Source organism: Christiangramia gaetbulicola, assembly GCF_003054225.1.
GTDB classification, from domain to species: Bacteria; Bacteroidota; Bacteroidia; order Flavobacteriales; family Flavobacteriaceae; genus Christiangramia; species Christiangramia gaetbulicola.
The window spans coordinates 627,196-652,766 of sequence record NZ_QBKQ01000002.1 but is presented as its reverse complement, the minus strand read 5'-3'; the positions used below and the strand labels follow the sequence as shown (position 1 = coordinate 652,766).

At 40.0% G+C, this 25,571-nt stretch carries 25 protein-coding genes; 17 read left to right on the top strand and 8 right to left on the bottom strand.

Annotation, left to right across the window (positions count from 1 at the left end; genetic code table 11):
• Positions 1-123: 123 nt before the first annotated feature.
• The 3 genes from C8P64_RS09630 to C8P64_RS09615 all read right to left on the bottom strand — a co-directional run bounded on the left by C8P64_RS09630 (position 124) and on the right by C8P64_RS09615 (position 2,240).
• Entirely contained in the window at positions 124-516 is a 393-nt protein-coding gene (locus C8P64_RS09630; RefSeq protein ID WP_146167204.1) for a hypothetical protein, read from the bottom strand.
• Between the two features lie 263 nt (positions 517-779).
• Entirely contained in the window at positions 780-1,352 is a 573-nt protein-coding gene (locus C8P64_RS09625; protein ID WP_108171854.1) for a hypothetical protein, read from the bottom strand.
• A gap of 447 nt (positions 1,353-1,799) precedes the next feature.
• On the bottom strand, positions 1,800-2,240 hold the full coding sequence (locus C8P64_RS09615; RefSeq protein ID WP_108171852.1) for an FEKKY domain-containing protein: 441 nt from the start codon (positions 2,238-2,240) through the stop codon (positions 1,800-1,802).
• Positions 2,241-2,350: 110 nt separating this feature from the next.
• On the opposite strand from C8P64_RS09615, the gene C8P64_RS09610 reads away from it, so the two are divergent.
• Positions 2,351-2,641, top strand: a complete 291-nt coding sequence (locus C8P64_RS09610; RefSeq protein WP_108171851.1) for a hypothetical protein — start codon at positions 2,351-2,353, stop codon at positions 2,639-2,641.
• A gap of 260 nt (positions 2,642-2,901) precedes the next feature.
• Here the strand turns inward: C8P64_RS09610 and C8P64_RS09605 are convergent, their stop codons facing one another.
• The 4 genes from C8P64_RS09605 to C8P64_RS09590 all read right to left on the bottom strand — a co-directional run bounded on the left by C8P64_RS09605 (position 2,902) and on the right by C8P64_RS09590 (position 7,167).
• Complete coding sequence (locus tag C8P64_RS09605) at positions 2,902-4,065, bottom strand: tyrosine-type recombinase/integrase (RefSeq protein WP_108171850.1); 1,164 nt, start codon at positions 4,063-4,065, stop codon at positions 2,902-2,904.
• A 150-nt stretch (positions 4,066-4,215) separates the two neighbouring features.
• Positions 4,216-4,953, bottom strand: a complete 738-nt coding sequence (locus C8P64_RS16580; RefSeq protein ID WP_211307606.1) for a tellurite resistance TerB family protein — start codon at positions 4,951-4,953, stop codon at positions 4,216-4,218.
• Between the two features lie 210 nt (positions 4,954-5,163).
• Positions 5,164-6,546, bottom strand: a complete 1,383-nt coding sequence (locus C8P64_RS09595; RefSeq protein ID WP_108171849.1) for an NAD-dependent succinate-semialdehyde dehydrogenase — start codon at positions 6,544-6,546, stop codon at positions 5,164-5,166.
• A 234-nt stretch (positions 6,547-6,780) separates the two neighbouring features.
• On the bottom strand, positions 6,781-7,167 hold the full coding sequence (locus C8P64_RS09590) for a DUF7670 domain-containing protein (RefSeq protein WP_108171848.1): 387 nt from the start codon (positions 7,165-7,167) through the stop codon (positions 6,781-6,783).
• 159 nt (positions 7,168-7,326) lie between these two features.
• On the opposite strand from C8P64_RS09590, the gene C8P64_RS09585 reads away from it, so the two are divergent.
• The 10 genes from C8P64_RS09585 to C8P64_RS09540 all read left to right on the top strand — a co-directional run bounded on the left by C8P64_RS09585 (position 7,327) and on the right by C8P64_RS09540 (position 16,379).
• Positions 7,327-7,959 (top strand): Crp/Fnr family transcriptional regulator, encoded by a 633-nt coding sequence (locus tag C8P64_RS09585; RefSeq protein WP_108171847.1) that lies wholly within the window; start codon positions 7,327-7,329, stop codon positions 7,957-7,959.
• 72 nt (positions 7,960-8,031) lie between these two features.
• Entirely contained in the window at positions 8,032-8,832 is an 801-nt protein-coding gene (locus C8P64_RS09580; RefSeq protein WP_108171846.1) for a sulfite exporter TauE/SafE family protein, read from the top strand.
• A 608-nt stretch (positions 8,833-9,440) separates the two neighbouring features.
• Positions 9,441-10,742, top strand: coding sequence for a cytochrome ubiquinol oxidase subunit I (locus C8P64_RS09575; RefSeq protein ID WP_108171845.1), 1,302 nt, complete (start codon positions 9,441-9,443; stop codon positions 10,740-10,742).
• 2 nt (positions 10,743-10,744) lie between these two features.
• Entirely contained in the window at positions 10,745-11,785 is a 1,041-nt protein-coding gene (locus C8P64_RS09570) for a cytochrome d ubiquinol oxidase subunit II (RefSeq protein ID WP_108171844.1), read from the top strand.
• Positions 11,786-11,876: 91 nt separating this feature from the next.
• Positions 11,877-12,191, top strand: a complete 315-nt coding sequence (locus tag C8P64_RS09565) for a hypothetical protein (protein ID WP_108172225.1) — start codon at positions 11,877-11,879, stop codon at positions 12,189-12,191.
• Positions 12,192-12,193: 2 nt separating this feature from the next.
• The gene (locus tag C8P64_RS09560; RefSeq protein WP_108171843.1) at positions 12,194-12,679 is read left to right on the top strand and encodes a DUF2231 domain-containing protein; all 486 of its coding nucleotides are present in this window, start codon (positions 12,194-12,196) and stop codon (positions 12,677-12,679) included.
• Between the two features lie 151 nt (positions 12,680-12,830).
• Positions 12,831-13,643, top strand: coding sequence for an SDR family oxidoreductase (locus C8P64_RS09555; RefSeq protein ID WP_108171842.1), 813 nt, complete (start codon positions 12,831-12,833; stop codon positions 13,641-13,643).
• Entirely contained in the window at positions 13,640-15,049 is a 1,410-nt protein-coding gene (locus C8P64_RS09550; protein ID WP_108171841.1) for a coniferyl aldehyde dehydrogenase, read from the top strand. The genes C8P64_RS09555 and C8P64_RS09550 overlap by 4 nt, the downstream gene beginning before the upstream one ends.
• Positions 15,050-15,120: 71 nt before the next feature.
• On the top strand, positions 15,121-15,813 hold the full coding sequence (locus C8P64_RS09545) for a nitroreductase family protein (RefSeq protein ID WP_108171840.1): 693 nt from the start codon (positions 15,121-15,123) through the stop codon (positions 15,811-15,813).
• Between the two features lie 155 nt (positions 15,814-15,968).
• Positions 15,969-16,379 (top strand): hypothetical protein, encoded by a 411-nt coding sequence (locus C8P64_RS09540; protein WP_108171839.1) that lies wholly within the window; start codon positions 15,969-15,971, stop codon positions 16,377-16,379.
• Between the two features lie 12 nt (positions 16,380-16,391).
• Here the strand turns inward: C8P64_RS09540 and C8P64_RS09535 are convergent, their stop codons facing one another.
• Positions 16,392-17,390, bottom strand: coding sequence for an aldo/keto reductase (locus C8P64_RS09535; RefSeq protein WP_108171838.1), 999 nt, complete (start codon positions 17,388-17,390; stop codon positions 16,392-16,394).
• A 173-nt stretch (positions 17,391-17,563) separates the two neighbouring features.
• Between C8P64_RS09535 and C8P64_RS09530 the strand changes: the two genes are divergently transcribed.
• The 6 genes from C8P64_RS09530 (at position 17,564) to C8P64_RS09505 (ending at position 25,507) form a co-directional block, all read left to right on the top strand.
• Positions 17,564-18,457, top strand: a complete 894-nt coding sequence (locus tag C8P64_RS09530; protein ID WP_108171837.1) for a sterol desaturase family protein — start codon at positions 17,564-17,566, stop codon at positions 18,455-18,457.
• Positions 18,458-18,469: 12 nt separating this feature from the next.
• A complete protein-coding gene (locus C8P64_RS09525; protein ID WP_108171836.1) occupies positions 18,470-19,807 on the top strand; it encodes an MBL fold metallo-hydrolase in 1,338 nt (445 codons plus the stop codon).
• 690 nt (positions 19,808-20,497) lie between these two features.
• Positions 20,498-20,983 (top strand): acyl-CoA carboxylase biotin carboxyl carrier protein subunit, encoded by a 486-nt coding sequence (locus C8P64_RS09520; RefSeq protein WP_108171835.1) that lies wholly within the window; start codon positions 20,498-20,500, stop codon positions 20,981-20,983.
• A gap of 80 nt (positions 20,984-21,063) precedes the next feature.
• Entirely contained in the window at positions 21,064-22,506 is a 1,443-nt protein-coding gene (gene accC / locus C8P64_RS09515; RefSeq protein WP_108171834.1) for an acetyl-CoA carboxylase biotin carboxylase subunit, read from the top strand.
• 16 nt (positions 22,507-22,522) lie between these two features.
• Positions 22,523-24,064, top strand: a complete 1,542-nt coding sequence (locus C8P64_RS09510; protein WP_108171833.1) for an acyl-CoA carboxylase subunit beta — start codon at positions 22,523-22,525, stop codon at positions 24,062-24,064.
• Positions 24,065-24,604: 540 nt separating this feature from the next.
• Complete coding sequence (locus tag C8P64_RS09505; protein WP_108171832.1) at positions 24,605-25,507, top strand: NAD(P)-dependent oxidoreductase; 903 nt, start codon at positions 24,605-24,607, stop codon at positions 25,505-25,507.
• Positions 25,508-25,571 lie beyond the last annotated feature (64 nt).

The following is a 25,571-nucleotide window of genomic DNA, read 5'->3' as shown; positions in this document are numbered from 1 at the left end:
TCGCCAGTTGGCGGAGTAGGGGACGCGGATTTGTCAGCTTAGTATTGGTTTGTTGGTCAAGTTAATTATTTTCTTACTAACGGTGCCGCTTATTGGCGATGAACCGTTGTTGTGCATTGTATTTTATTGCTCTCTTTTGATTGGAACATTGAATTCCGTTTTTGTTTCTTTTCCATTTATTTCAAAACGCAATTTTATATTTAGAGTGTCAGATTCCAAATAATTATCTGGAACATTTATCTCAGTTTTCGTTATTCCATTTTCTATTGTTAGAATTTTTATTCCAGCTCCAAAAATTGAAAGAGTATTTGGATCAATATTCTCTAATTTAAAATCTGTTCTAATTGGCTTGTTATAAGTCAAATAATCATTTCCATTTACAATTTTCAATTCTAAGCTACTTTCTCCTTTTTCAAATTTAAAATCTGAGAGACTTTTTTTTGATTTCGAACAAGAGTTCAAATTCAAAAATAGAAGTCCTAATAAAAATAGCTTTTTAATCATCTTTAGTTTCAACTTTTAAATTTCACTTTGAAGCTATATTTTTTATTGTCTATTTTATTACAGTATTTGAAAATTATCAATAGGACACTAGCAATAGAAGTAGAAATTTTCATTTAAAATATTATGCACAACGGTCTCGGTTATCGCCAGTTGGCGGAGTAAGGGACGTGGAGTTGTCGGCTTAGTAGTTTGTTGTTGGTCAAGTTAATTATTTTCTTTCTAACGCTGCCGTCTATTGGCGATGAACCGTTGTTGTAAACTGTAGCCTTTACGAATTATTCTTTTTTATTAAGCATTGGAGGTCTACCTTTTAGATGATTATCGATTACCTCATATTCATATTGACTAATGCGATTTCCTTTGTATTCTTTGTCTATTATTTCTCTTATTTGAGCAAAATATGTTTTTGGTGCGTGTCTAAAAATAATCCAGGTCTTTATTTCTTCCTGGCAACCTAAACTTTGTTTTGTTATCCAACCTTTGTTTTTGACAATTTCAATCAATCGCTGGGTGTTATAATTGTCAATTTCACTTTGTAACTGCCATATTGAATCTCTTTCTTTTTTGCTGGAATTAGATGGTTTACTTGCTAATTCTCTTGCTTTCGTCAAGATTCTATTTCGTTCTTCTGAGTTTAATTTTGAAAACTCATCTTGAGACAAATTATTTACTTCTTTTAATGAATCAAAAACTTTTTTAAAGGTAGCTGTTTGTAATCCTAATTGTTTTCTGTGCTTCTGGTCATTTTTAATCATTTCTGATAGTTCCTTGCACAAGTCTTTCTGATTATTTTCACTTGATTTTATGCTTAGAATTATTATCAAAAGGATTACAAATGATCTTATCATATTTTAGCTTTCAGAATTTCTAATTTATTAAAAAGTTTTATCGATCTTCTTCTTATCGAAATCACTGTGGCTATTGTTTACAACGGTCTCGGTTATCGCCAGTTGGCGGAGTGAGGGATGCGGATTTGTCGGCTTAGTATTGATTTGTTGGTCAAGTTAATTATTTTCTTACTAACGCTGCCGTCAATTGGCGATGAACCGTTGTTATGTGGCGTTTTTTTTAACTATAAAATATGTCAAAACTATAATTATAAATATTCCTGTTAGGAGTAATCCATATTCTATTAATCCTGAAACCAAAAAGATGAAAAATCCGTTGGTTCTAAAATCTTTAGCTTTTTCAATTAAAGAGGATAAATATTTAGAATTATGAAGAATGAAAAATGAGTAAATACAGATTAATCCTAATAAGTATAATCCGATAATTTTAAGTTTGTTCATTACAATTTATCTCTTTGACTTTGTCCAATCTTTCAAACCCACAACATCATCTCTAACTTCTTTAATCCACTTTTTGCCATATTGATCTGACAGATAATTGAAAATTATTTTGTTGTATTCTTCTATTAAATTTTGATCAGGACCTGTACAGCCATATTCGTAAAAATATATTTTATATTTCTCCTCAAACTGTGGGTCAGTAGCTATTATAACTGGCGCAACTCCTCCTTGTAGAAGCAAAAATGGAATTCCATTTTCTATATCTTGTTTCGCTAATTTTTTTACTTCTGATTTTTTAGCAAAGAATAATTTTGTTGGACCACTTGAATCAATTTGTTCGTCAGTTAAATTTCCAATTCTTGAAAAAACAATATCTTCTTGTCCATTTTCTTGTGCAAATGAAGAAAAATTAAATATTAAAGTCAGAATTATAATTACTTTTTTCATCGAATCATCATCTAAAAAAATGCCATATAACGTATATGAATAAGGCAAGTGCCTTTTAATAACCTAACTAATTAGAAATAAATAAACATTAACCGCTTAAAAACTGAAATATGAATATAAATAAATATATAAACTGGGGTGAACTTTGGGAAGAAGAGATATGCCTAGAAACTGCTAAAGATTACAACCCGTCTTTAATAGAAAAAATCGAACGTTTCCAAAACGATAAAGAAGTAGAATTAATTTTTGATGAATGCCATATTGATGATGATAGAATTTATATATTTTTTGGAGAAACGGGAGGTGAAAATGAAAGTGACACTCATGGGTGGAGTAGGGATTATTCTTTTGTTTTTGATAAAGACTTTATGTTATTAAGCTTGAATTATACTCAAGGATAAGCGGCAACGGATCACGTTATTGAAAACGAATCTTAGCATTTGCCTTATTCTTAGTTGTGTAGGCGAAGCCCGAATTTGTGCATTCGTGGCAGAAATAAGTATGAAGCTGAATTACGATCGTAGTAATAGGGATGCAGAATAAAACAAATTTGCAGTTTTGTAGAAACGCTAACACGTGGAATAAAAGTCAGAATAATGACTACAATATACAATCTACAAAATTGTACGACAACTAGTTATATCCACGGCAATATACATTTTTATTCGAGTATGTTCCGGGATAAGCGCGGGTTTGGTTCGCTTTTAGAACGATCCATCATCTCCTTGATGCTTACGTCCAGCGGACTCTTGATCCTCGAAAGATCCTTCTGGGTAACGTGTGTATATATCATGGTAGTCTCTGGCCTGGAATGTCCCAGCAATTCCTGAATATACCTCAGATCGATCCCGTTTTCCAGCATATGCGTGGCATAGCTATGCCGCAAGGTATGGGGCGTAACCCTTTTCTTTATCCTGGCCCGGCGGCAGGAATCTTTCAGAAAACTTCGCACCGCAGACGATGAATAAGGCTGCTCGTTCTGGCCTTCAGCAAAATATTTTTTCGGCGTATAGGTCTGCAAATAATTATAAAATAAGGGTAGAAAACTTTCTGCCAGCATCACATAACGGTCTTTCCTGCCTTTCGCCTGTCTTATCAGGATCTGCCGGCGATCCACATCAATATCTTCTAGCTTTAAGCTTAGCATTTCTCCAATTCTGAGTCCTGAAGCATAAATAAGAGCCAGGATACAGCGATGCTTTAAATTTCGAGTAGCACGTAACAGGTCTATCACTTCCTCCTTACTAAGAACACCGGGAAGATACCTGCTTTTATCTGGCCTTTTGAGCTTTGTCGTGTCGATGTCTTCCTGTTCGGTAAGTTCAAAATAATGTTTCAGCGCACTAATGCATTGCCGGTGGGAGCTTATCGAATACTTTTTCAATGCGATCTCATTCTCAACGAACCGGTCAACATCTGTCAGGGTGTAATGTTGTTTGAATTCATGGTATCTCAGGAATTTCTCAGTGAAATGCGTATAAGTTTCAACAGTACTTTCACTGTAGCGTTGCCCGTAAAGATATTTTCTAAAATCCAGGATTTCCGGTCTCTCGGTTTCGACTGAAATAAGTTCCGATTCTCCTTTTGGCAATCCGGAAATATTCAGATTAGAATAGTCTACAAAAAAGCCCTTGCCATTTAAATGCTTGAAAAGTCGGTCCAGGTTTAGCCTGCTTGCCTGTAAATAGAACGTTCCAAAAGTATTGCTCCACGAGATTCCTTCCAGCTTTTTTAAATGTTCTATTAACTCCCGGTCGTAACTAAAACCAATCCCAATTTGAGCTTTTTCGCGAAGCACGAACTCGTTAAGTGATAATTTATCCATCGATTTAAAATAAGGATTAAATATAACTGAAAAACAGATAGTTACGTGTTGTGTGGTTGAAAATTTTAAGCGGTCTAAATCGAATAAATTATTGAGTAAAAGGAGGTTATAACATTTTTTCAGAAAGAAAAAAGCTCGGGTTCTAAACGATCATTTCAAATATTCGATATCTATATTCTCATGGTGTTTATGCAAAACGATCTTTTCAATTTCATTATCAGGGTGGTAGATGCTCAGGCCGTAATTTGAATGCACCTCTGCGGGATCTGAAGTATCGGCTGATGGGGCAGCAAATCCCTTGAGGATACTTCTGCTGTTATTCAATTCAATAATATCCATATGCTTTGGAGTAAGTTCCACCTTGTTTCCCCAGAACGGTAAAAATCCATCAAGCCTGAAAGTCGTTATGGTAAAGCCTTTCTTTCCCTCAATATGCGGTTCTATTTTGATCGCGCGTTTCTCCTTATTCTCTTCGGAAAGCTTTTTTTCTTTATGATGCTGAATATGCCGCGAGGATTTAAAATATACATCTGAAATATCGAAGACAGATAAATGGTTTCCCGGTTCTTCAATTTTAATGCCTGCCGTTTCAAACATCGAGAACAGGACTTTCACCTCTTCCTTGCCCAGGTATCCGTCTGCATAGGCCATTTCATGTAGCATGATGCCCAGAGAATGCTTTTTAGGTTCGCTAAGGTCTTCAAGGATCGCATTAGCCTGTTTCATATGGAACTTGCGCGCTTCTTCCACAAATTCAGAATCAAAATCCAGTATTTTCATTAACTGTCCCAGGTATTCCATTTCACCCTTAGCGACTTTTTGATCTGCCAGGATCACCTTGTCTATTGCCTTTACAATCGCCAGTTTTTCCGCCAGGTTAAATTCCATAAAGTTTCATTTTTACTTTCCGGGAGCAGTCCGCGGAAAAGATTGATTTTGATTTCATTTTAAATATACTTAAAATCAGATCATTGCGAAGTTCGCTTCTGAATTTAATTTTTTGAAATTACCAGTAATTACCGAATGAGTTTGCTGCAAAAAAAAGATCCGGAAGCAATTAAGCCATCCGGATCTCCACTAATTTATTTCAATTGAAGTCTAGGCGAGCATGACCGCTTTTACATTTACAAACTCATGTAAACCGAAAGTTCCGTGCTCTCTTCCATAACCTGAATCTTTTACGCCACCAAACGGCATATTAGGTTTGGCCAGGCCAAAGGAATTAATGAATACCATTCCCGTGTCAAAATGATTTTTAGCGAGTTCCTTGGCTTTTTCTTCATCTTTAGAGAAGATACCTCCGCCAAGTCCAAACCTGCTGTCATTGGCGATGCGCATGGCATCCTCGTCATCTTTAGCTTTGATAAGCGAGGCCACAGGTCCAAAAAGTTCATCATCATAAGCCGGCATACCCGGTTTGAGATCGCCTAGTACGGTGGCAGGATAATAGTATCCGTCACCTTCAGGCATTTTTCCTCCACACAAGATCTTAGCTCCTTTTTTAACGCTCTCCTCAACCTGCTCATGCAGCTCTTCTCTCAGATCTTTTCGGGCCATTGGTCCAATATCACTGTCTTCTTTGGTAGGATCACCAGCCTTGATATTCGACATTTGCTTTACAAAAGCCTCCTTGAATTTATCGTACACTTTCTCTACCACCACGAATCTCTTCGCTGCCACACAGGTTTCCCCGTTATTATACAGTCTTCCTTTTACGCAGGTTTCTACCGCAAGCTCCAGGTCTGCATCTTCCAGCACCAGGTAAGCATCATTACTACCTAATTCCAGTACGGTTTTCTTAAGCGCCTCTCCGGCTTTTTTTCCAATGATCTTTCCGGCACCTGGGCTACCAGTTAAGGTCACTCCGCGAACAAGATCATTTTCAATAATGGCATCACTTTGATCATGAGAAATTAGCAGCACCTTGAAAAGGTGTTCTGGCAAGCCAGCTTCACGATATATCTTTTCCAGCATAAGTGCACTTCCGGTAACATTTTCAGCATGCTTAAGCAACACTCCGTTCCCGGCCATAAGGTTGGCGATAGAGTAGCGCACGACCTGATAGCTTGGGAAATTCCATGGCTGTATCCCATAAATAACACCAAGTGGAGAGTAGGTAATAAAGCCTTTTCCACCTTCGGGTAATTCTCTTTCTTCATCCTTCAAACTATCCGGGCCGTTTGCCGCGGTATAATCACAGATGCCACTGCAGAGCTCAAGCTCCTGTTTCCCCTGGCTAAGCAGTTTCCCCATTTCCTGGGTCATCAGCTGGGCAAGTTCATCTTTATGTTCATCGATCTTTTTACCTATTTTCTTGATGATCTCTGCACGTTCTTCCGCAGGTCTGGCCTTCCATTTTAAAAAGGCCTTATGGCAATCTTCGATGCCTTTGTTCATTTCCTCATCGGTCATTAGATCATAGGTCTTGATCGTTTTCCCGGTTGCAGGATTAATGGTTTTTAAATTTTTTTCGTCAGACATAATTCTTCTTTTAATTAGCAATATTTTGAAGATGAAAGTTACTTAGAAAAGAAGCTTTCTTGTAATAAGGCCTTGTTAACAAAGCGCTAGAATACGCCGGGTTTCACTAAAGTTTTAATAAATTTTGGACCGATTTTTAGATTACTGAAGATCTGGTAGCATTATGGCAATTTTTTCATGGTAATTTTCAGATTCATAGATGCTGAAAATAATGATCATCTGAAGCCTTCATAATTAATGCAGCTTCATCCTTCTCTTTATCTGCTTTTCCTTTCGGGATAGTTGCCAGTAAATGAGGTAGAGGAATCCTGGCGGAAAGATGAGAAGTAAAAATTTCAGGTCCAGTACCCGGTTCAGCAACATGGCCGTAAGCAGGGCAACACAGGAGATCAAACCACCAATGCCTTCATATTTGTATGCGATGATAAGACCAAGCATGCTTAAAACAGGAAATAGTATGAACGTTATTAAATCCCTGGGGTCTTGCAGGCCCTCGGCTAAAGGTCTTTCCGGTTCAATAAGGTGAGCCAGGAGGAAGAACAATACAAACCCAAGGATAAGACTACCCCAGATGCGGGCCATCCACAGTATACTTTTCCTTATATATTTTTGAGTGATCATGATTTCTAGATCTTATCTCCTCATTAAGCTACCTTAAATTTAACCATTATTAGGCTTAGTTCCTATGATTCACTAAAGAGATTAGCTTGAATGTCCTACCAGTCCGCTAGGGATAATTCTTAATAATTCTTCCTAATTTTACTCTCAAACCTCATCAATATGCGCAAGGAACTGGAAGAAGCTTATGGTTTTCTATTTGAAAAAGAGCTTCTTGACGAAATAGTTGAAAACGGAACCATCAAAACAGCTTCGGCAGGTGATAAGATCATCGAAATAGGAGAATACGTCACCGGCATGCCCCTGCTTATTAAAGGAGCCATAAAGATCCTGAGAGAAGATAATGATGGCGATGAACTGCTCTTATATTTCCTGGAACGTGGCGATACCTGTGCCATGACGCTGAGTTGTTGCCTTGGTGAAACAAAAAGCGAGATTCGTGCCGTTGCCGAAACCGATACTACCTTTATTATGATCCCTATTTCAAAAATGGAGGAGTGGACGGCGAAGTACAAGTCCTGGCGTAATTTCGTTTTTGAATCTTATCATTCCCGTCTTTCTGAAATGCTGGATGCCATAGACGCGATTGCCTTTTTAAATATGGATGAACGATTGATGCGTTACCTGCGGGATAAGGCCAAGATAAATCGCGATGAGACCATTCACAGTACCCACCAACAAATTGCTTACGATATGCATACTTCGAGGGTGGTTATCTCCAGATTACTGAAAAAACTGGAGTTGGATAAAAAGATTTCCCTGCAACGAAACCAGATAAAAGTAATAGATCTATAATTCACTCTGTAACTCATGTTACTGCATAGGCTGTTCTTTGACGGTACTTTTGCCCCGAATTAAATAAGAGAAATGGATATACTAGAAATACTGGGATACTTTGGAGCGCTTTTAATAGGGGTGGTATTAGGATTAATAGGTGGAGGAGGTTCCATTTTAACCGTTCCTGTACTGGTCTATATGATGGCCATAAATCCGGTCACCGCAACTGCTTATTCCCTTTTTATCGTGGGATCTTCATCTTTAATGGGTGCCGGTCGCAACCTGCAAAAAGGCCTGGTGGGATTTAAAACCGCGTTGATCTTTGCCATTCCAGCTGTGATCACCGTTTTTAGTACAAGAAAATTCCTTGTGCCGGCCTTGCCCGAAGAGTTATTTGAGGTAGGAGGTTTTATGGTCACCAGAGATATCGGGATCATGCTGTTCTTTGCCATACTTATGCTTTTCGCGTCTATCTCTATGATCTATGATAAAAAAGAATTACTGGAAAAGAAGCAGGAAAAGAAACCTGTCAATTTCTTTTTACTGGGTGCGTTAGGAATTCTTACGGGTCTAATTACCGGTATAGTTGGAGCAGGTGGCGGATTTATTATCATACCTATCCTGGTACTACTGGCAGGCCTGCCTATGAAAAAAGCGGTAGGGACTTCACTTTTAATAATCGCCATAAATTCCCTCCTTGGGTTCCTGGGAGACCTGGGACATCAGGAAATAGACTGGCCCTTCCTTCTTATTTTCACAGCTATTGCAATATCGGGCATCTTTCTCGGGGTTTACCTGAATAAATTTTTCGACGGAAAAAAGCTGAAGAAAGGTTTTGGCTGGTTCGTTTTACTTATGGGTATCTATATAATCTGGAGTGAATTATATTAATAATATGTTAAAACACACTGTTTTAGTTAAAGATTATAACAATTGTTAGAGGCTAATTCATTGATTTGATGTATTTTTACCTTTCCGAAAATTGAAATACTCCCAATAATCCCCCCACTTTTATTTACCACAATTTATCTGAAACCTGTTTTATGGTTTTTCAGAAAAATTGAAATGAGATAAACTTATAATGAGATTTATCCGGATGCCTGAACAATGTTTTTCAGGAGTTATGGTTTGGGGGGAAACAAGTGCACGTGTACTCCGCGTTGCAACCGATACAAAACCTTCTCCCTGACAGAAGTCCAGACTATTGGATTTCTATTAGAATGGTTATTCTGTTCAGGATCCGGGTATTTATTCTCAAACATATATCATCCCCGATACCCCGGTATCGGGGATTCTTTTTTTTAACCGTTCTCGAATTATTTTTTCCGGAAAGATGCTCCTTGTTCATTATTTCCGGCAACTTCTTAATACTAAGCTAAAATTTAAAATATTGCCGTTCATCCCTAAGGCCAGAGCCCTAATTTTGCTTAAATTTATTCGCCGAAAGAACAGAAGGATCCCGGGGCTTTTCCTGGGCTAATTCTCAAAAACTTCCCTTGATGGAAAATCTCGATTACGCCAGGCTTCAAATGGCATTTACCCTCGGCTTTCATATTATTTTTGCATGTATTGGTATGGTAATGCCTTTTTTTATGGTCGTGGCTCATAGAAAATGGCTGAATACGAAAAAGCCGGTATACCTTAAACTTACCAAAGCCTGGCAAAAAGGTGTGGCCATTTTTTTTGTTACCGGGGCTGTATCTGGAACCGCCCTTTCCTTTGAACTTGGAATGCTCTGGCCAGAATTCATGAAACACGCCGGCCCGGTTATCGGAATGCCCTTTTCACTGGAAGGTGCAGCCTTCTTTGTAGAGGCTATCGCCCTCGGATTTTACCTTTATGGCTGGAACAAACTACCGGAAACTTTTCACTGGATCACCGGGATCATCGTGGGTATATCTGGAGTGGCTTCCGGGATATTAGTGGTTTCAGCCAATGCCTGGATGAATTCCCCGGCAGGTTTTGATGTGGTGAATGGGGAATTCGTGAATATAGACCCGGTAGCTGCCTTTCTTAATGACGCCTGGTTTACCCAGGCCCTGCATATGACCCTGGCGGCCTTTGCCGCTACCGGTTTTGCTGTGGCGGGAATTCATGCTTTTCAGATCCTCAGGAACAATAGACCTGAACTTCATAAGGAAGCTTTTAAGATCGCTATATTCTTTGGGGCAGTAGCAGCTTTATTGCAACCTCTCAGTGGTGACCTTTCCGCAAAAGATGTCGCCGAAAGACAGCCGGTAAAACTTGCCGCGATGGAAGCGCATTATGAAACTAAGAAATCTGCTCCTTTGTATATAGGCGGAATCGTAGACGAAGAGAAAAAAGAGGTAAAGCATAAGATCGAAATACCCGGAGCTCTATCTTTTCTCGCTTTTGGAGATTTTGACGCTGAGGTGAAGGGACTGAATGATTTTCCGGAAGATGTTTTGCCACCGGTATCCATAGTACATTACGCATTTCAAACTATGGTGGGAATAGGAACTCTTATGATGATCGCAGGGCTTATATTCTTTATCAGTCTGAGGAAAAAAAGCTGGTTAGAGAACCGCAAATACTGGTGGCTCTTTACTTTGCTTAGTCCGCTGGGTTTTGTTGCGGTAGAAGCAGGATGGGTGGTGACAGAGGTTGGCCGGCAACCCTGGATAGTTTATAATATCATGAGAACCTCAGAAGCAGTAACGCCCATGCCTGGGATGAAATATAGCTTTTTTCTGTATGTCGCCGTCTATATTATCCTCGCGATCACAGTAACCTGGCTAATGAAAAGACAGATCAGAGTTCTTAATAATTCAATAGATTGATCATGCTGTACGTAGTTTTATTCTTTACTTTCTTTTCCCTCTTTTTATACGTGCTACTTGGAGGTGCCGATTTTGGAGCTGGAATAGTGGAGCTGTTCTCACCCAAAAAGGATCGCAAGCTCAATAGAGATACAATCTATAAAGTGATGGGGCCGGTTTGGGAAGCAAATCATATCTGGCTTATCATTCTTATAGTGATCCTCTGGATCGCTTTCCCGGTTTATTTCAACATTATCATTATTTACCTGCATATTCCGCTTACCCTTGTTCTATTGGGGATCACCATGCGCGGAGTCGCTTTTATCTTCAGGCATTATGATGCCGTGGTTGGTGAATCGCAGGTGTGGTATAATCGTATTTTCAGGATCTCGAGTTTGATCACTCCTATTTTCCTGGGAATGTGCTTCGGAACACTTATCAGCGGCGAGATCGTGATCACCGATGATTATTCTGAAGTTAGCTTCGTGGATATCTTTATGCGTCCATGGCTGAATTTATTCACTTTCCTTACCGGTCTATTCTATGCCGCCTTATGCGCTTTCCTGGCTTCAACCTTATTGATCGGGGAAACCTCTGGAGAGGTAAGGAAGATCTACAGTAAGAAATCTGCCTTCTATACGGTAGCCGTAGTAATTACAGGCGGTTTACTACTTTTCTACGGTTTTTTGAATAAAATGGTCTTTGTGCAGGATTTCCTGGCAAATGCCTATTCCCTTAGTGCCATAAGTCTTTCAGCTTTATTGTTGATCCCGCTTTGGAAAGCAATCAAGGAACAGCATAGTTTGCTTACCAGGTTTTATGCCGGGCTGCAGATATTACTGGTTTTATTCGCCGCGGTGCATACTCATTTCCCTAATTTGATCATCACTACTACCGGAGAGGTGAACATGATGGATGAGACAGCGCCAGATTCTGTGATCAGGGTTCTTGGTTATTCACTAATCATTGGAGGGGCGATAATTTTACCGGGCTTATTTCACCTTATGAAATCATTCAATATGATCAGGCTGCCTTCCCAGATTTCTAAAGAAGAGCAGGAATGATTGCTAAAAAAACCTAAAAACTAGCCTTATGCTTTGCCATGGTAGCTTTTTTGGCTAATTTCAACCTTGAAATCTAATTAAATCAATGCATATGAAATCTTCAATTCTAAAAGGACTATTTTTCAGTACTATTCTGCTTTTTATCGCCTGTGGTGAAAGTACAGATGTTGTGGAATCTGGAACATACCAGGGAACCGTTAAAGAAGTAGAGGCAGATAAGACCGAGATCTATGTCACTACAGACGATAACAAAACCCTTGAGCTTTATTTCACAGAAACTACAAGCCTTACCAGGAATGGTAGCGAAGTTGAATTTTCTGAGCTTGAAGAAGGCCAGAAAGTAGAAGTGGAAGTAGAGAAAAATGGAAAAAGATTAGATCCAATTTCAGTTAAAATAATGGAATAATAATGGATCAATTACCAGATTTTTGGCGGACAGAGGTGTTTCATCCTCTGTCCGTTCATTTTCCGATCGTTTTATTATTAATGGCCACCCTTTTTAAATTGATCGGCCTTTGGTCTTCCAAGATCACCTGGGACCATGGAGGCAGGTTTCTATTGATCCTGGGAGTATTAGGTGTGTGGGTCTCCATTTATACCGGGAATCTAGCCGATGGGATTGTTTCCAGGCAATTGTGTGATCCAACCGTTTTAAAAGAACATGAGAACTTTGCCTATACCACGGCCTGGATATTTACTGCGGCCCTGGCTATAGATATCTTGATGAGGTTCATAGATCTTATTAAAACAAAAATAGTCTCTATTGTCCTGGTAATCTTAATGATAGCTGGTTCAGGCAGCCTGGCCTATGTTGGGCATCTGGGAGCAGAACTTGTCTATCAACAGGCAGCCGGAGTTAATATTCCTTCAGAAGACTGTTCAGAATTCAATTAACCCATTTCCAATTATTCAAATATGAGTGGCATATTAAATAAGAATGGCCTTCAGAATTATTCTTAAATGAATTATCAGCGTAAGTTAAACCCTTAAATAAGGCTATTAATGCTGAAAAATTCTATTTTTAGGATCATAACTAAATAGGATTTTGACAAAATTTAAGGATAAAACGCTGCTCGTTACCGGTGGTGCCTCCGGTATTGGTTACCTCATGGCACAGCTCTCAATTGTAAAAGGTGCTTCAAATGTTATCATTTTAGATATCGATAAAGAAGCGCTTCGTAAAACCGAAGAAGATCTTGCATCGCCCACCTGTAACATTCTTGCTTTAAGAACAGACATTACTAACGAAGCGGATATAAGATCTGCTGTTTCAGCAATAGATTCAGCGGGATTAGAAGTGGATATTCTTATAAATAATGCCGGAGTGGTCACCGGAAAGAATTTTGCAGATCATAGCTTTGAGGATATAGACAGGAATATGACCGTGAACGCTATCGCACCCATGAAGCTCACTTCAGCATTACTTCCTGGTATGATCAAAAGAAAAAGCGGACATATCATCAATATTTCCTCTGCGGCCAGTATGTTATCTAACCCGAAAATGTCTGTCTATTGCGCTAGTAAATGGGCCATGACAGGATGGTCAGATTCCCTGCGTATCGAAATGGAAAAAAACAATACCGGCATACATGTGCTAACCGTAACCCCTTATTATATAGATACAGGAATGTTCGCAGGAGTGAAATCCCCCGTGGTTCCTATTCTCAAACCTAAAACCGTTGCAGAAAAGATCATTAAAGCCATCGAGAAAAATAAAATAATTCTAAGAACGCCCTGGATTATATACACCTTACCGTTGGTAAAAGGATTGCTTCCTATACGCATGCTAGACGTGGTGATAGGTAAGTTGTTCGGGATATATAGTACTATGGATGAATTTAAAGGAAGGAAACAATGACAAAACCTGAACTATCGCAATTACTTAGAAAGCAGAAGAGCGCTTTTAGAAATGCTCCTCCTTCCTTTGAAAACAGGATGGAAAGTCTCAAGAGGCTATCAGATATCGTGGAAGAAAATAAGGACAGGCTTATTGAGGCGGTGTATAAAGATTTTGGGTTGCGGGCCAGGGAAGAAACCCTTTTCCTTGAGATATTTCCCCTGCAGGACGAGATACGCCATGCCATGAAAAACTTTAGGAACTGGACCAAAAAAAGATCGGTGCCAGGTTCGTGGTTTCTTTTACCCAGTTCTGCTTATTTTCAATATCAGCCACTCGGTTCCGTAGGGATTATGGGCGCCTGGAATTACCAGGTACTCTTAACCTTAAGCCCTTTGGTTGATGCTATTGCAGCGGGCAATCACGCTATTTTGAAACCTTCAGAGATCGCCCCGGCCTCGGCAGAGGTGATCAAAGAGATCATAAATTCAAATTTCCCCAAAGAATATATTCATTGTGTTACCGGGGATGCCGAACTGGCGAAGGATTTTTCTTCCCTGCCATTCGATCATCTTTTCTTTACGGGTTCTACCCGGGTTGGAAAATTGATCATGGCTGCCGCAGCACCTAATCTAACACCGGTAACTCTCGAGCTAGGAGGTAAATCGCCTGCGATCATACATAGTTCGTATTCAGTGAAATTAGCTGCCAAACGTATCATGGCCGGTAAACTTTTCAATTGTGGGCAAACCTGTGTGGCACCAGATTATATCATCATGCCGGCAGCTTTGAATGCAGAATTTGAGACCCAGGCAAAAGCGGTGGTTGAGAAATTTTACCCAGATATCTCGAATAACGAGCAATATAGCCAGATCATTAACGAAGATCATTTTGATCGTCTTGAAGATCTTCTGAAGGATGCCCAGGAACAGGGCGCTAAGATCGTGGAGTTATCTTCACAAAAATCGTCAAAAGAAACAAAGCTTATGACGCCAAAGCTTGTTTTTAATGTTACCGAAAAAATGCAGATCATGCAGGAAGAGATCTTCGGGCCTATACTGCCTGTATTGAATTTAGATAGCATGGAAGAAGCGGTTTCCTATGTTAACGAAAATCCTAAGCCTCTGGCGCTTTATTATTTCGATGATAAAAAGAAAAGGATCAAATGGCTGCTAAGGCATACGATGTCTGGAGGTGTGCTTATTAATGATACCGTATATCACCTGGCGCAACATAACCTGCCTTTTGGTGGAGTAGGAGCCAGCGGAATGGGACATTATCATGGGTATGATGGTTTTAAGACCTTCTCTAAAAAACGACCCGTAATGCATCAGAGAAGTTTTGCAGCTTCAGATTTTCTGCATCCGCCATTTACAGATGCTAAAAAGAAGCTTATAAAGTTCATGGGCAGCATCACGAAAGTTTGATCTAAGCTCTGAAATTTGAGAGGATTTAATTCTCCATTGTCTAAATTTGAAAAAACAGCAAGCACAGTTCTATGTCCCTTAAAGAAAAGATCATTAATGGTTTTAAGCATATCGCCTACCACGGCGAAAATTTTTCAGCTCAGGAAATGATCCAGAGATCTGCCGAATTTTACCAGGAATTGGATAAACGTAGGACTGTGCGGCATTTTTCAGATAAAGAAGTGCCTGTGGAGGTTATTGAGAATATTATCAGGGCTGCGGGAACAGCGCCATCTGGAGCCCACAAACAGCCCTGGAAATTCTGTGCCGTATCCAGTTCAGAATTAAAATCCAGCATTAGAGAAGCTGCAGAAAAAGAAGAACAGGAAAATTATAATAACAGGATGAGCGAGCGCTGGTTGAAAGACCTTGCTCCCTTGGGCACAGACACCAACAAGGAGTTCCTGGAGATTGCACCATGGCTCATAGTGGTTTTTAAAGAAGCCTACGAGCTTGGTGAGAACGGTGAAAAGCATAATAATTATTATGTGAATGAATCTGTAGGTATCGCCTGCGGTATGCTTATTTCAGCAATACATAACGCGGGGTTGGTAACGCTCACGCATACTCCAAGCCCCATGAATTTTTTAGCTGATCTTTTAGAACGGCCTAAGAATGAAAGAGCTTTTCTGTTATTACCAGTAGGATATGCTGCAGATAATGCTTTCGTTCCCGATATACAAAGAAAATCTCTGGAAGAGATCGGTGTTTTTTATAATGAATAACGCCAGTCCCTGTAGGGTGAGACCGGCGTTAAAATCATCATGAAAACTTTGTGTTCGGGCAAAAAAATCTAAACCATCTTTATCGGGGCGCAAGTTATAGTTTAAACCAAAAATACTTTGTAACATTTGTTACATAGACACTTATAAAATATTGAATGCCAAAGCTTTTGATCAGGAGAAATTCGGAATGGGCCAATAAAATGAGGTCTTTTGAACTATATTTAAATGGAAGAAAATTTGCTGAAATAAATGACAGGCAGGTTTTATCTTATACTCTCCCCGAGGGTAAATACCAGTTAGTGGCCAGAATTGATTGGTGCGGCAGTAAACCGGTCGATTTTGAAATAAAAGAAGGGGAAGAAAAGCGGATCGAGATAAGGGGATTTATCTACTCTAAATACCTGCTACCCATAGCAGTCTTTATCGGGCTCCTGTATTTCGCGATCTATTTAAAATTCGATATTAATAGCCTGTTCCTGGCTACGGTCATGATGTTCCTTTTCGGATATATCTTCTATTTCATGAGCTTTGGCCGTAACCAGTATCTTAGGCTATTAGAAAAATAAGCTCTTTTCTATCTATGCAGGCACCTCGGCTCGCTCATCGATCAGGCTTTCATTTTTCAGATCTTCCCAGAATTCCGCAGGGATCTTAACATCAAACGCCTTTGCATTTTCTTTTACCTGTTCTGGCTTGCTTGCTCCTGCAAGAACAGTATTAACGATCTTTGGGGCGAAAGAAAACTGAATTGAAGCAGTACTAAGATCTACTTTATGTTTTTTCGCGATCTCCTTGATCTTATTCAGTTTCTGAACCTTCTCTTCGGGCATATCTCCTGAATAATTATAACGATCTTTTCCTGAAAGCAATCCGGCATTAAAAGGTGCCGCAGCGATCAATCCAACCTTATGCTTTTCTATGACCGGGAATAACCTGTCCAGCGAATCTTTATGATGCACCATGGAATATTGGATGGCGGAAAGGAATAGATCTGGATCTGCATCGGTCTCTTCCAGGGTTTTGATGATGGGTTCAATGGTATTTACTCCAAGTCCCCAGCCTTTGATGATGCCTTCCTCTCTCATTTTGGTAAGCTCTGGCATAGCACCCTTTCTGGCAACCTCAAAATGATCCAGCCAGTCTGTGCCTTCTTCATATTCATCATTATGGTCTGGCGACAGGTCATGGATAAATACATAATCTATGCTTTCCACTCCTAAACGCTGCAGGCTGTCTTCTATGGATCTTCTTACTGCACTTGCCGAATAATCGTACTTATAATCAAAAGGAGCCGGCTCATTCCACATGGTTTCCGGAGTGTTACTGGTAGCGCTTAAAACGCGGCCCACTTTGGTAGAAAGGATATAATCTTCCCTTTTTTTATTATGTAAAAAATGGCCAAAGCGCCTTTCACTTAATCCTAAACCATACCATGGTGAAGTATCATAATACCTTACCCCGGCTTCCCAGGCCGCTTCCAGCGTTTGTTCGGCTTCCTTGTCTGTCATTACTTTAAAACCATTCCCAATGGCAACCCCACCAAGACCTAGTTTTTCTTTTAAAACTTCTTTACTCATAACTTTGATTTTTTTGGTAGCTTAAATTTAATAAGAATCGCAGGGGAGACGATTCCATTTAACGCATTCTAACATATAAGGTTTTAGGGTGTTAATGCTTTTGTAAATAACTGTAACAAAAGTTACTTCCTTAACCTTCCTATATTTATATTTTTGTGCCAGAATAAAAAAGATTGGAAAAGTATATAGACATAATTCAGAATTCCTTTACGGGGTATTTCAATTATCTGGTGAATGAAATAACTCATCCAACATGGAATAGTTATTTCTACTGGTTAATTGGTCTGTCACTTTTAGTATGGTCTTTAGAGATCTTGATTCCATGGAGAAAAGATCAGAAGGTCTTTAGAAAAGGATTCTGGCTGGACAGTTTTTATATACTTTTTAATTTTTTCCTTTTTTCGCTTATAGGTTATAATGCCCTGAGCAATGTTGGAGTGGAGCTTTTCAATGATTTCCTTGGTCTTTTTGGTATTGAAAATATCGTGGCCATAGAATTTGGGAATTTACCCGCCTGGAGCCAGTTGATCATCATGTTCGTGATCGCCGATTTTATACAGTGGAATGTGCACCGGCAATTACACAGGAGACCTTGGCTATGGGAATTCCATAAGATCCACCATAGCGTGAAAGAAATGGGGTTTGCCGCACAGTTCAGGTTTCATTTTATGGAAACCATCATTTATAAGACGGTGCAGTATATACCCCTGGCCATGATAGGTTTCGGTATAAAGGAATTTTTCGTGGTGCATATGTTCGCGGTCTTTATAGGTCACCTTAATCATGCGAACCTGGGATGGAATTATGGCCCTTTAGGTTATATTTTCAATAACCCGAAAATGCACATCTGGCATCATTCTAAAGAATTGCCAGAAGACAGACCCTACGGAATGAATTATGGCCTAAGCCTTAGTATTTGGGATTATATCTTTGGTACGGCATATATTCCTGAAAGCGGAAAGAAAATAGAACTTGGTTTCAGTGGAGATGAAGATTTCCCGGAAGATTTCGGACATCAGACCCTGTTTCCATTCAAAAGAAATAAAGTAAGAACCAAACATTTATAAAAATCGAATAAAATGACCATAAAACAATTTAAAGATGATCCGTTAGCGCATTTTTCTTACGCTATTGTGAGCAATGGAGAAATGGCTCTTGTAGACCCTTCCAGGAACCCAATGGAATATTACAGGTATGCAGAAGAGCAAAATGCCAGAATTGTAGCGGTTTTTGAAACTCATCCTCACGCAGATTTTGTGAGTAGCCATATGCAAATTCATGAACAAACCGGAGCCACTATTTACGTAAGTGAATTGCTGGGAGCAGATTACCCTCACAAAACCTTTGATGATGGTGATACCCTAAAGATGGGAGATACCAACTTTAGTGCTATCAACACGCCTGGACACTCTCCAGACAGTATCACTATCGTGGCGAAAGAAGGTGATAAAACGGCTCTATTTACTGGGGACACCCTTTTTATCGGTAACGTTGGAAGACCAGACCTTAGGGAGAAAGCAGGAAATATGAAAGCGAAGCGAGTAGATCTTGCCAAGCAGATGTATAACACCATTAAGAATAAGTTCAACGATCTTCCAGATGATGCGCTAGTATACCCGGCACACGGAGCAGGCTCTTTATGCGGAAAGAACATGAGCGACGCTTCTTCCAGTACTTTAGGAAATGAGCGCCAGGGGAACTGGGCTTTTAAAGAACAGACCGAAGATGAATTCGTGGAGGAGATCCTGAAAGATCAGCCATTTATTCCGCATTATTTTGGTTTCAACGTAGACGTGAATAAAACCGGACCTGAAAATGTTCAGCGTACCAAATGGGCTAATAAACTGAAATTATATGTTGAAGAGGTTGAAGACGGAATCACCATTGTAGATACCAGAAGCGGAGAAGCATTTAAAGATGGGCATCTTCATGGTAGTATCAATATCATGGCGCGTTCAGAAAAGGATAAATATGAAACCTGGCTGGGAGCGATCATTAAGCCTGAAGAAGAATTTTACCTGGTGATAGAAAGTATAGACAACCTTGAAGAGATGCTGGAAAGAACGGCCAAGATCGGTTACGAAAAGCAGGTGAAAGCTGTAATCACTTTAAGTGATAAGGTATCTGAAAAATCAGATCAGCTAGATCTTGAAGATTTCAAGAATAATAAGGATAACTACACTATTGTAGATATTAGGAATAACAGCGAGGTGGCTGATGGTAAGATCTTTGAAGATGCTATCGCAGTACCACTTAACGAACTTAGAGAGAATACTACCGAGATCCCATCGCATAAACCGGTGGTGGTTCATTGTGCCGGTGGATACAGGTCTGCGGCAGGTAGCAGCATCCTCGATGCAAGATTTGAAAATACTAAGGTCTACGATCTAAGCGATGCAATCAATGATTTCAAATAATCAAGTCGACAAACAATTGCATTAACCCGGGATTTACTCCCGGGTTTTTTTATGTCTTCGCGAGTGCCAGAAAGACCCGAAACAAGTTCAGGGTGACGCAAGCATTCATATTTAGTTGTCTTCGCGATCCCGATTCATCGGGAGAAGCGATCTCATCTTGTTTTGTTGAAACTATTCTGAGACTGCTTCGGTCGCTGCTCTTCCTCGCAGAGACGAGTTGAATGTCTTCGTATTAATTGGAGTTTCAGCATCTAAAGCGATAGACCCTGAAATAAATTTAGGGTGACGCACGCATTAATTTTAGTTGTCATCGCGATTGTAGCGAAGCGATCTCTTTGTTAGTGCCAATTCCACATGAGACTGCTTCGGTCGTTGCACTCCCTCGCAGAGACGTTGTGCTTGTCATTGCAAGTGTAACGAAGCGATCTAAGTTTAAATGGAATTTCGTCATGCTGTCCCAAAGTATTGGGAGTTTCAGCATCTCAGAAAGATAGACGCGTAAAACAAATCAGTTTGCCTCGAGGCCACTCATTTCTGAAAAATCCTAATCAAAACCGCACATTATACCATCACGATAATGGAAAAATCATAATATTTCGCAATATTTTGAGATTTCTGCAACACTTCAAGACCCTTAATTTTTCTATATTTACGCTCCAAGGTCAAAAATAACAACACATAAACCTCTTTATGGATAAGAATTACAAGGTTAAGGTGAACGATTCTATGGAATTTGATTTTTCCGAAGAAGAGATCAGAGCACTGGATACCCAAAAAACTTCAGAGAGAAATTATCATCTTCTAAGAGATAACCGCTCTTTCACCGCAGAGATCTTCAAACCAGATTTTTTAAACAGGACTTACGAGATAAAGATCAATTCGAATATCTATACAGTTAAGATCAATAATGATCTGGACCAGTTGATAGACGAAATGGGTCTTTCTTTAGGAAGCTCACAACAGGTAAATGATATCAAGGCTCCAATGCCGGGTCTTATCCTGGAAGTGAACGTGAAAGAAGGCGATGAGGTGAAAGAAGGAGATTACCTGCTGGTACTTGAAGCCATGAAAATGGAAAATACTTTAACGGCTCCCAGAGACGGAGTGGTGAAATCTGTTACCGTAAGCAAAAGTGATACGGTAGAGAAGAACCAGTTACTCATTGAAATGGAGTAACCGGAACCAGAAAATTAGAATTACTTAATTAATGAGAAGTCACCTCGAGCGCAGTCGAGAGGTCTTATTAAAAAAAGAATATGAAAAAAATATTAGTAGCCAACAGGGGAGAGATCGCACTTAGGGTAATGAAGACCATAAAACGGATGGGAATCGATACCGTTGCGGTTTATTCTACAGCAGACAGAAATGCACCCCACGTGAAATTTGCAGATGAAGCTGTTTGTATTGGAGAGGCACCATCCAGTGAATCTTACCTGAAAGGCGATAAAATTATAGAAGTAGCTAAACAACTAAATGTCGATGGGATTCACCCTGGATATGGTTTTTTGAGTGAGAATGCCAACTTCGCAGAATCGGTTGAGAAAAATGGCATTACCTGGATCGGTCCGGGATCCAAGGCCATTAAGATCATGGGAAGTAAACTCGCGGCGAAAGATGCGGTGAAAAAATACGATATCCCAATGGTTCCTGGAATCGATGAAGCGATCACCGATACCGAAAAGGCAAAACAAATTGCTAATGACATCGGTTTTCCTATCCTAATCAAGGCTTCTGCCGGTGGAGGAGGAAAAGGAATGCGTATCGTGGAAAGAGAGAAGGATCTGGAAGACCAGATGAAACGCGCTATTTCTGAAGCAGAATCTGCCTTTGGTGATGGCTCTGTTTTTATAGAGAAATATGTATCCTCACCACGCCATATCGAAATTCAGGTGCTGGCCGATACTCATGGCAATTATTTGCATTTATTCGAAAGGGAATGTAGTATACAGCGTAGACACCAGAAGGTTGTGGAAGAAGCCCCTTCGGTTGTACTTGATGATGCTTTGAGAAAGGAAATGGGTGAGGCAGCGGTGAAAGTAGCCAAGGCATGTGACTATGTAGGAGCGGGAACTGTTGAATTTCTTTTCGATGAAAACAGGAATTTCTATTTCCTGGAAATGAACACCAGGCTTCAGGTAGAACATCCGGTGACAGAATATATTACCGGGGTAGACCTCGTAGAACAACAGATCCTGGTTGCCAGGGGTGAAAAAATTCAGTTTTCCCAGGATGATCTCAAAATTATAGGTCATGCCATGGAACTAAGGGTATATGCTGAAGATCCGCTGGAAGATTTTATGCCGAGTACGGGAACCCTCGAAAAATACCAGGTTCCGGCAGGAGAGGGCATCAGGCTTGATAATGGATTTGAGGAAGGAATGGAAGTTCCTATCTATTATGATCCAATGCTGGCCAAACTGATCACCTACGGTAAGACCAGGGAAGAAGCTATACAGATGATGATCAAGGCCATAGATCACTATATTGTAGAAGGAGTAAGCACTACTTTGCCTTTCGGGAAATTTGTGTTTCAGCATGATGCCTTTAGAAGCGGAAATTTTGATACGCACTTTGTGAAGAAATACTATTCTCCGGAAGCCTTGAAAGAAGAGACCGAAGAAGAAGCAAAACTTGCAGCATTAATGGCCTTAAAGCAGTATTTGACCGATAAGGAGCAACTAAGATTACCACACAACTAAAATTCAGAATTCAGAGATGAGTCAGAACCTCGATAAATTAAAAGAAAAGATCGCTGAAGCCCATAAAGGTGGAGGTGATAAAAGAATTGCCAAACAACACGAAAAGAAAAAGTTGACCGCTCGTGAGCGGGTGAATTACCTTTTAGATGAGAATTCTTTTGAAGAAATAGGGATTTTAGTAACCCATCGTACTACCGATTTCGGAATGGATAAACAAAAGTTCTATGGTGACGGAGTGGTTACCGGATACGGAACTATCCACGGCCGTCTGGTTTATGTCTTTGCTCAGGACTTCACTGTTTTTGGTGGGTCTCTTTCAGAAACTCACGCGGAAAAGATCTGTAAGATCATGGATATGGCCGTTAAGGTTGGAGCACCAATTATTGGATTGAATGATTCCGGGGGTGCGCGTATTCAGGAAGGTGTAAAATCTTTAGGTGGTTATGCAGATATTTTTCACCGAAATGTAAAGGCTTCAGGAGTGGTTCCGCAGATATCTGCGATCATGGGACCTTGTGCCGGTGGAGCGGTTTACTCGCCAGCGATGACCGATTTTACCCTGATGGTAGAGGATACCTCATATATGTTCGTAACCGGACCAAACGTGGTAAAGACCGTAACTAATGAAGAGGTTACTTCAGAAGAGCTTGGAGGTGCAAGCACGCACTCAACCAAATCTGGGGTTACTCACATTACGGCAGCAAATGATATCATTTGTCTTGAGAATATCAAGCAGTTGATTAGCTATATGCCTCAGAATAACAAGAAAGCACCAGAAAAACTTGAGTTTGAACTGGGAGATGAGCATCGTGAAGTTCTGGAAAATATAGTTCCCGATAGTTCCAATAAACCTTATGACATGCATGAGGTAATCAAGGGAATTATCGATGAGGATTCTTTCTTTGAGATTCATAAAGATTATGCCGATAATATTATCGTCGGATTTTCAAGAATTGGTGGTAGAAGTGTTGGTGTGATCGCCAACCAGCCCATGAGCCTGGCCGGAGTTCTGGATGTTGATTCATCTAAGAAGGCTGCCAGATTCACGCGCTTCTGTGACTGCTTCAATATTCCGCTATTAGTACTGGTAGATGTGCCTGGTTTCTTACCGGGAACAGATCAGGAATGGAACGGGATCATTTTACATGGGGCTAAGCTGCTTTACGCCCTTAGTGAGGCCACGGTGCCAAAAGTTACTGTTATCACCAGAAAAGCCTATGGAGGGGCTTATGATGTGATGAATTCCAAACATATCGGGGCAGATTTCAACTTCGCCTGGCCTACGGCAGAAATTGCAGTAATGGGAGCTAAAGGAGCATCTGAGATCATTTTTAGAAAGGAAATTTCTGAAGCTGAAGATCCAGAGAAGAAACTGGCCGAAAAAGAAGCGGAATATGCAGAGAAGTTTGCGACTCCTTTTGAGGCCGCACAGCGTGGCTTTATCGATGAGGTTATCATGCCGAAAGATACCCGTAGAAAACTGATCAAGGCTTTTAGTGCCCTTGAGACCAAACAGGTTTTAAGACCAAATAGAAAACACGGGAATATCCCGCTATAATTCAAAAGGCCGAAAGAGATTTCGGCCTTTTGTTTTAGTTCAGGATGTTCTCAAGACAATACCCTGAAACAAGTTCAGGGTGACGTGAAAATTAGTTTATGTTGTCATTGCGAGTGTAGCGAAGCAATCTTAAATACTTTGCAGAAGGCATTATGAGACTGCTTCGGTCGTTTTACTTCCTAGCAGAGACCCTTTGATTGTCATTGCTAGCCCGAGTACTTGGAGAAACAATCTCAGCTTGAAATGTTCGCCATGCTGTCCTGAAGGATCGGGATTTTCAGCATCTCTAACCTAAGACCCTGAAACGAGTTTAGGGTGATGTAAATTTTTATTTTAGTTGTCATTGCGAGTGTAGCGAAGCAATCTTAAGAACTTTGCAGATAGTATCATGAGACTGCTTCGGTCGTTTTACTTCCTCGCAGAGACCCTTTTATTGTCTTTGCGATCTCGACGCTTCGGGAGAAACAATCTCAATGTAAAAATAACTCCTATAAACAAACTTGATAGATTTTCATAATTTGTGAGGTTCAATAATAGCTTATGAAATTCAATAAAATAGTCTGTGTAGATCAAACCAAATTAAATAAGCAAGCGATCTCCGAATTGCAAAATTATAGCAGGAAAGAGGTTGAGGTGTATACAGATTATCCTGAAACCAAAGAAGAGATCATTCAGAGAATAGGGGATGCCGAAGCCGTGATTGTTTCGTGGCATACCCAATTAGATGAGGAGATTATAGAGGCTTGCCCTGAGATCAAATATATAGGAATGGCCTGTAGCCTTTATGATAATGAATCGGCTAACGTGGCGGTAAAGTTTGCCCGGAAAAATGGAATCACCGTTACAGGTATCAAAGATTATGGAGACCCCGGAGTAGCAGAATTCATTATTTCTGAACTTATCCAGTTATTGAATGGCTACAGCGGGAAACAATGGAAAGAACTCCCCCAGGAACTAACCAGTCTCAAAATAGGAATTATAGGTTTTGGAGTGACCGGCCAATTACTGGCAAAATGCCTTTTGCCTTTTGAAGCTGATCTTTATTATTATAGTCGGAGCAAAAAAGAGGACTGGAGTGATCGTGGAGTGAAGTATCTCGAACTCGCAGAATTACTGAAAACCTGTGATGTAATTTCAATCCACCTTCCTAAAAATACAGAAATATTACAAGCTTCAGAATTTGAAGTTATGGGAAATGGCAAGATCCTTATCAATACCTCCTTAGGTCTGCCTTTTGATGAAAAAGCTTTTCAAGATTGGATAAATAACGAGGGTAATTTCGCAATCTTTGATGGAGACGCCAGGAATGAACTTTCTTCAAAAACATTGGAATATGAAAATGTTATCGCCCATGATAACAGCGCTGGCTGGTCTGCCCAGACCCTGGAAAGGCTTTCCAGTAAAGTAGTGGAACACCTGAAGGAATATTGCCAGAAGAATTAGTTTGTAACTATTGTTACTGTTTTCCGACTCTTGTTATTGTTAATTTGCACCTGAAAAAAAAGTT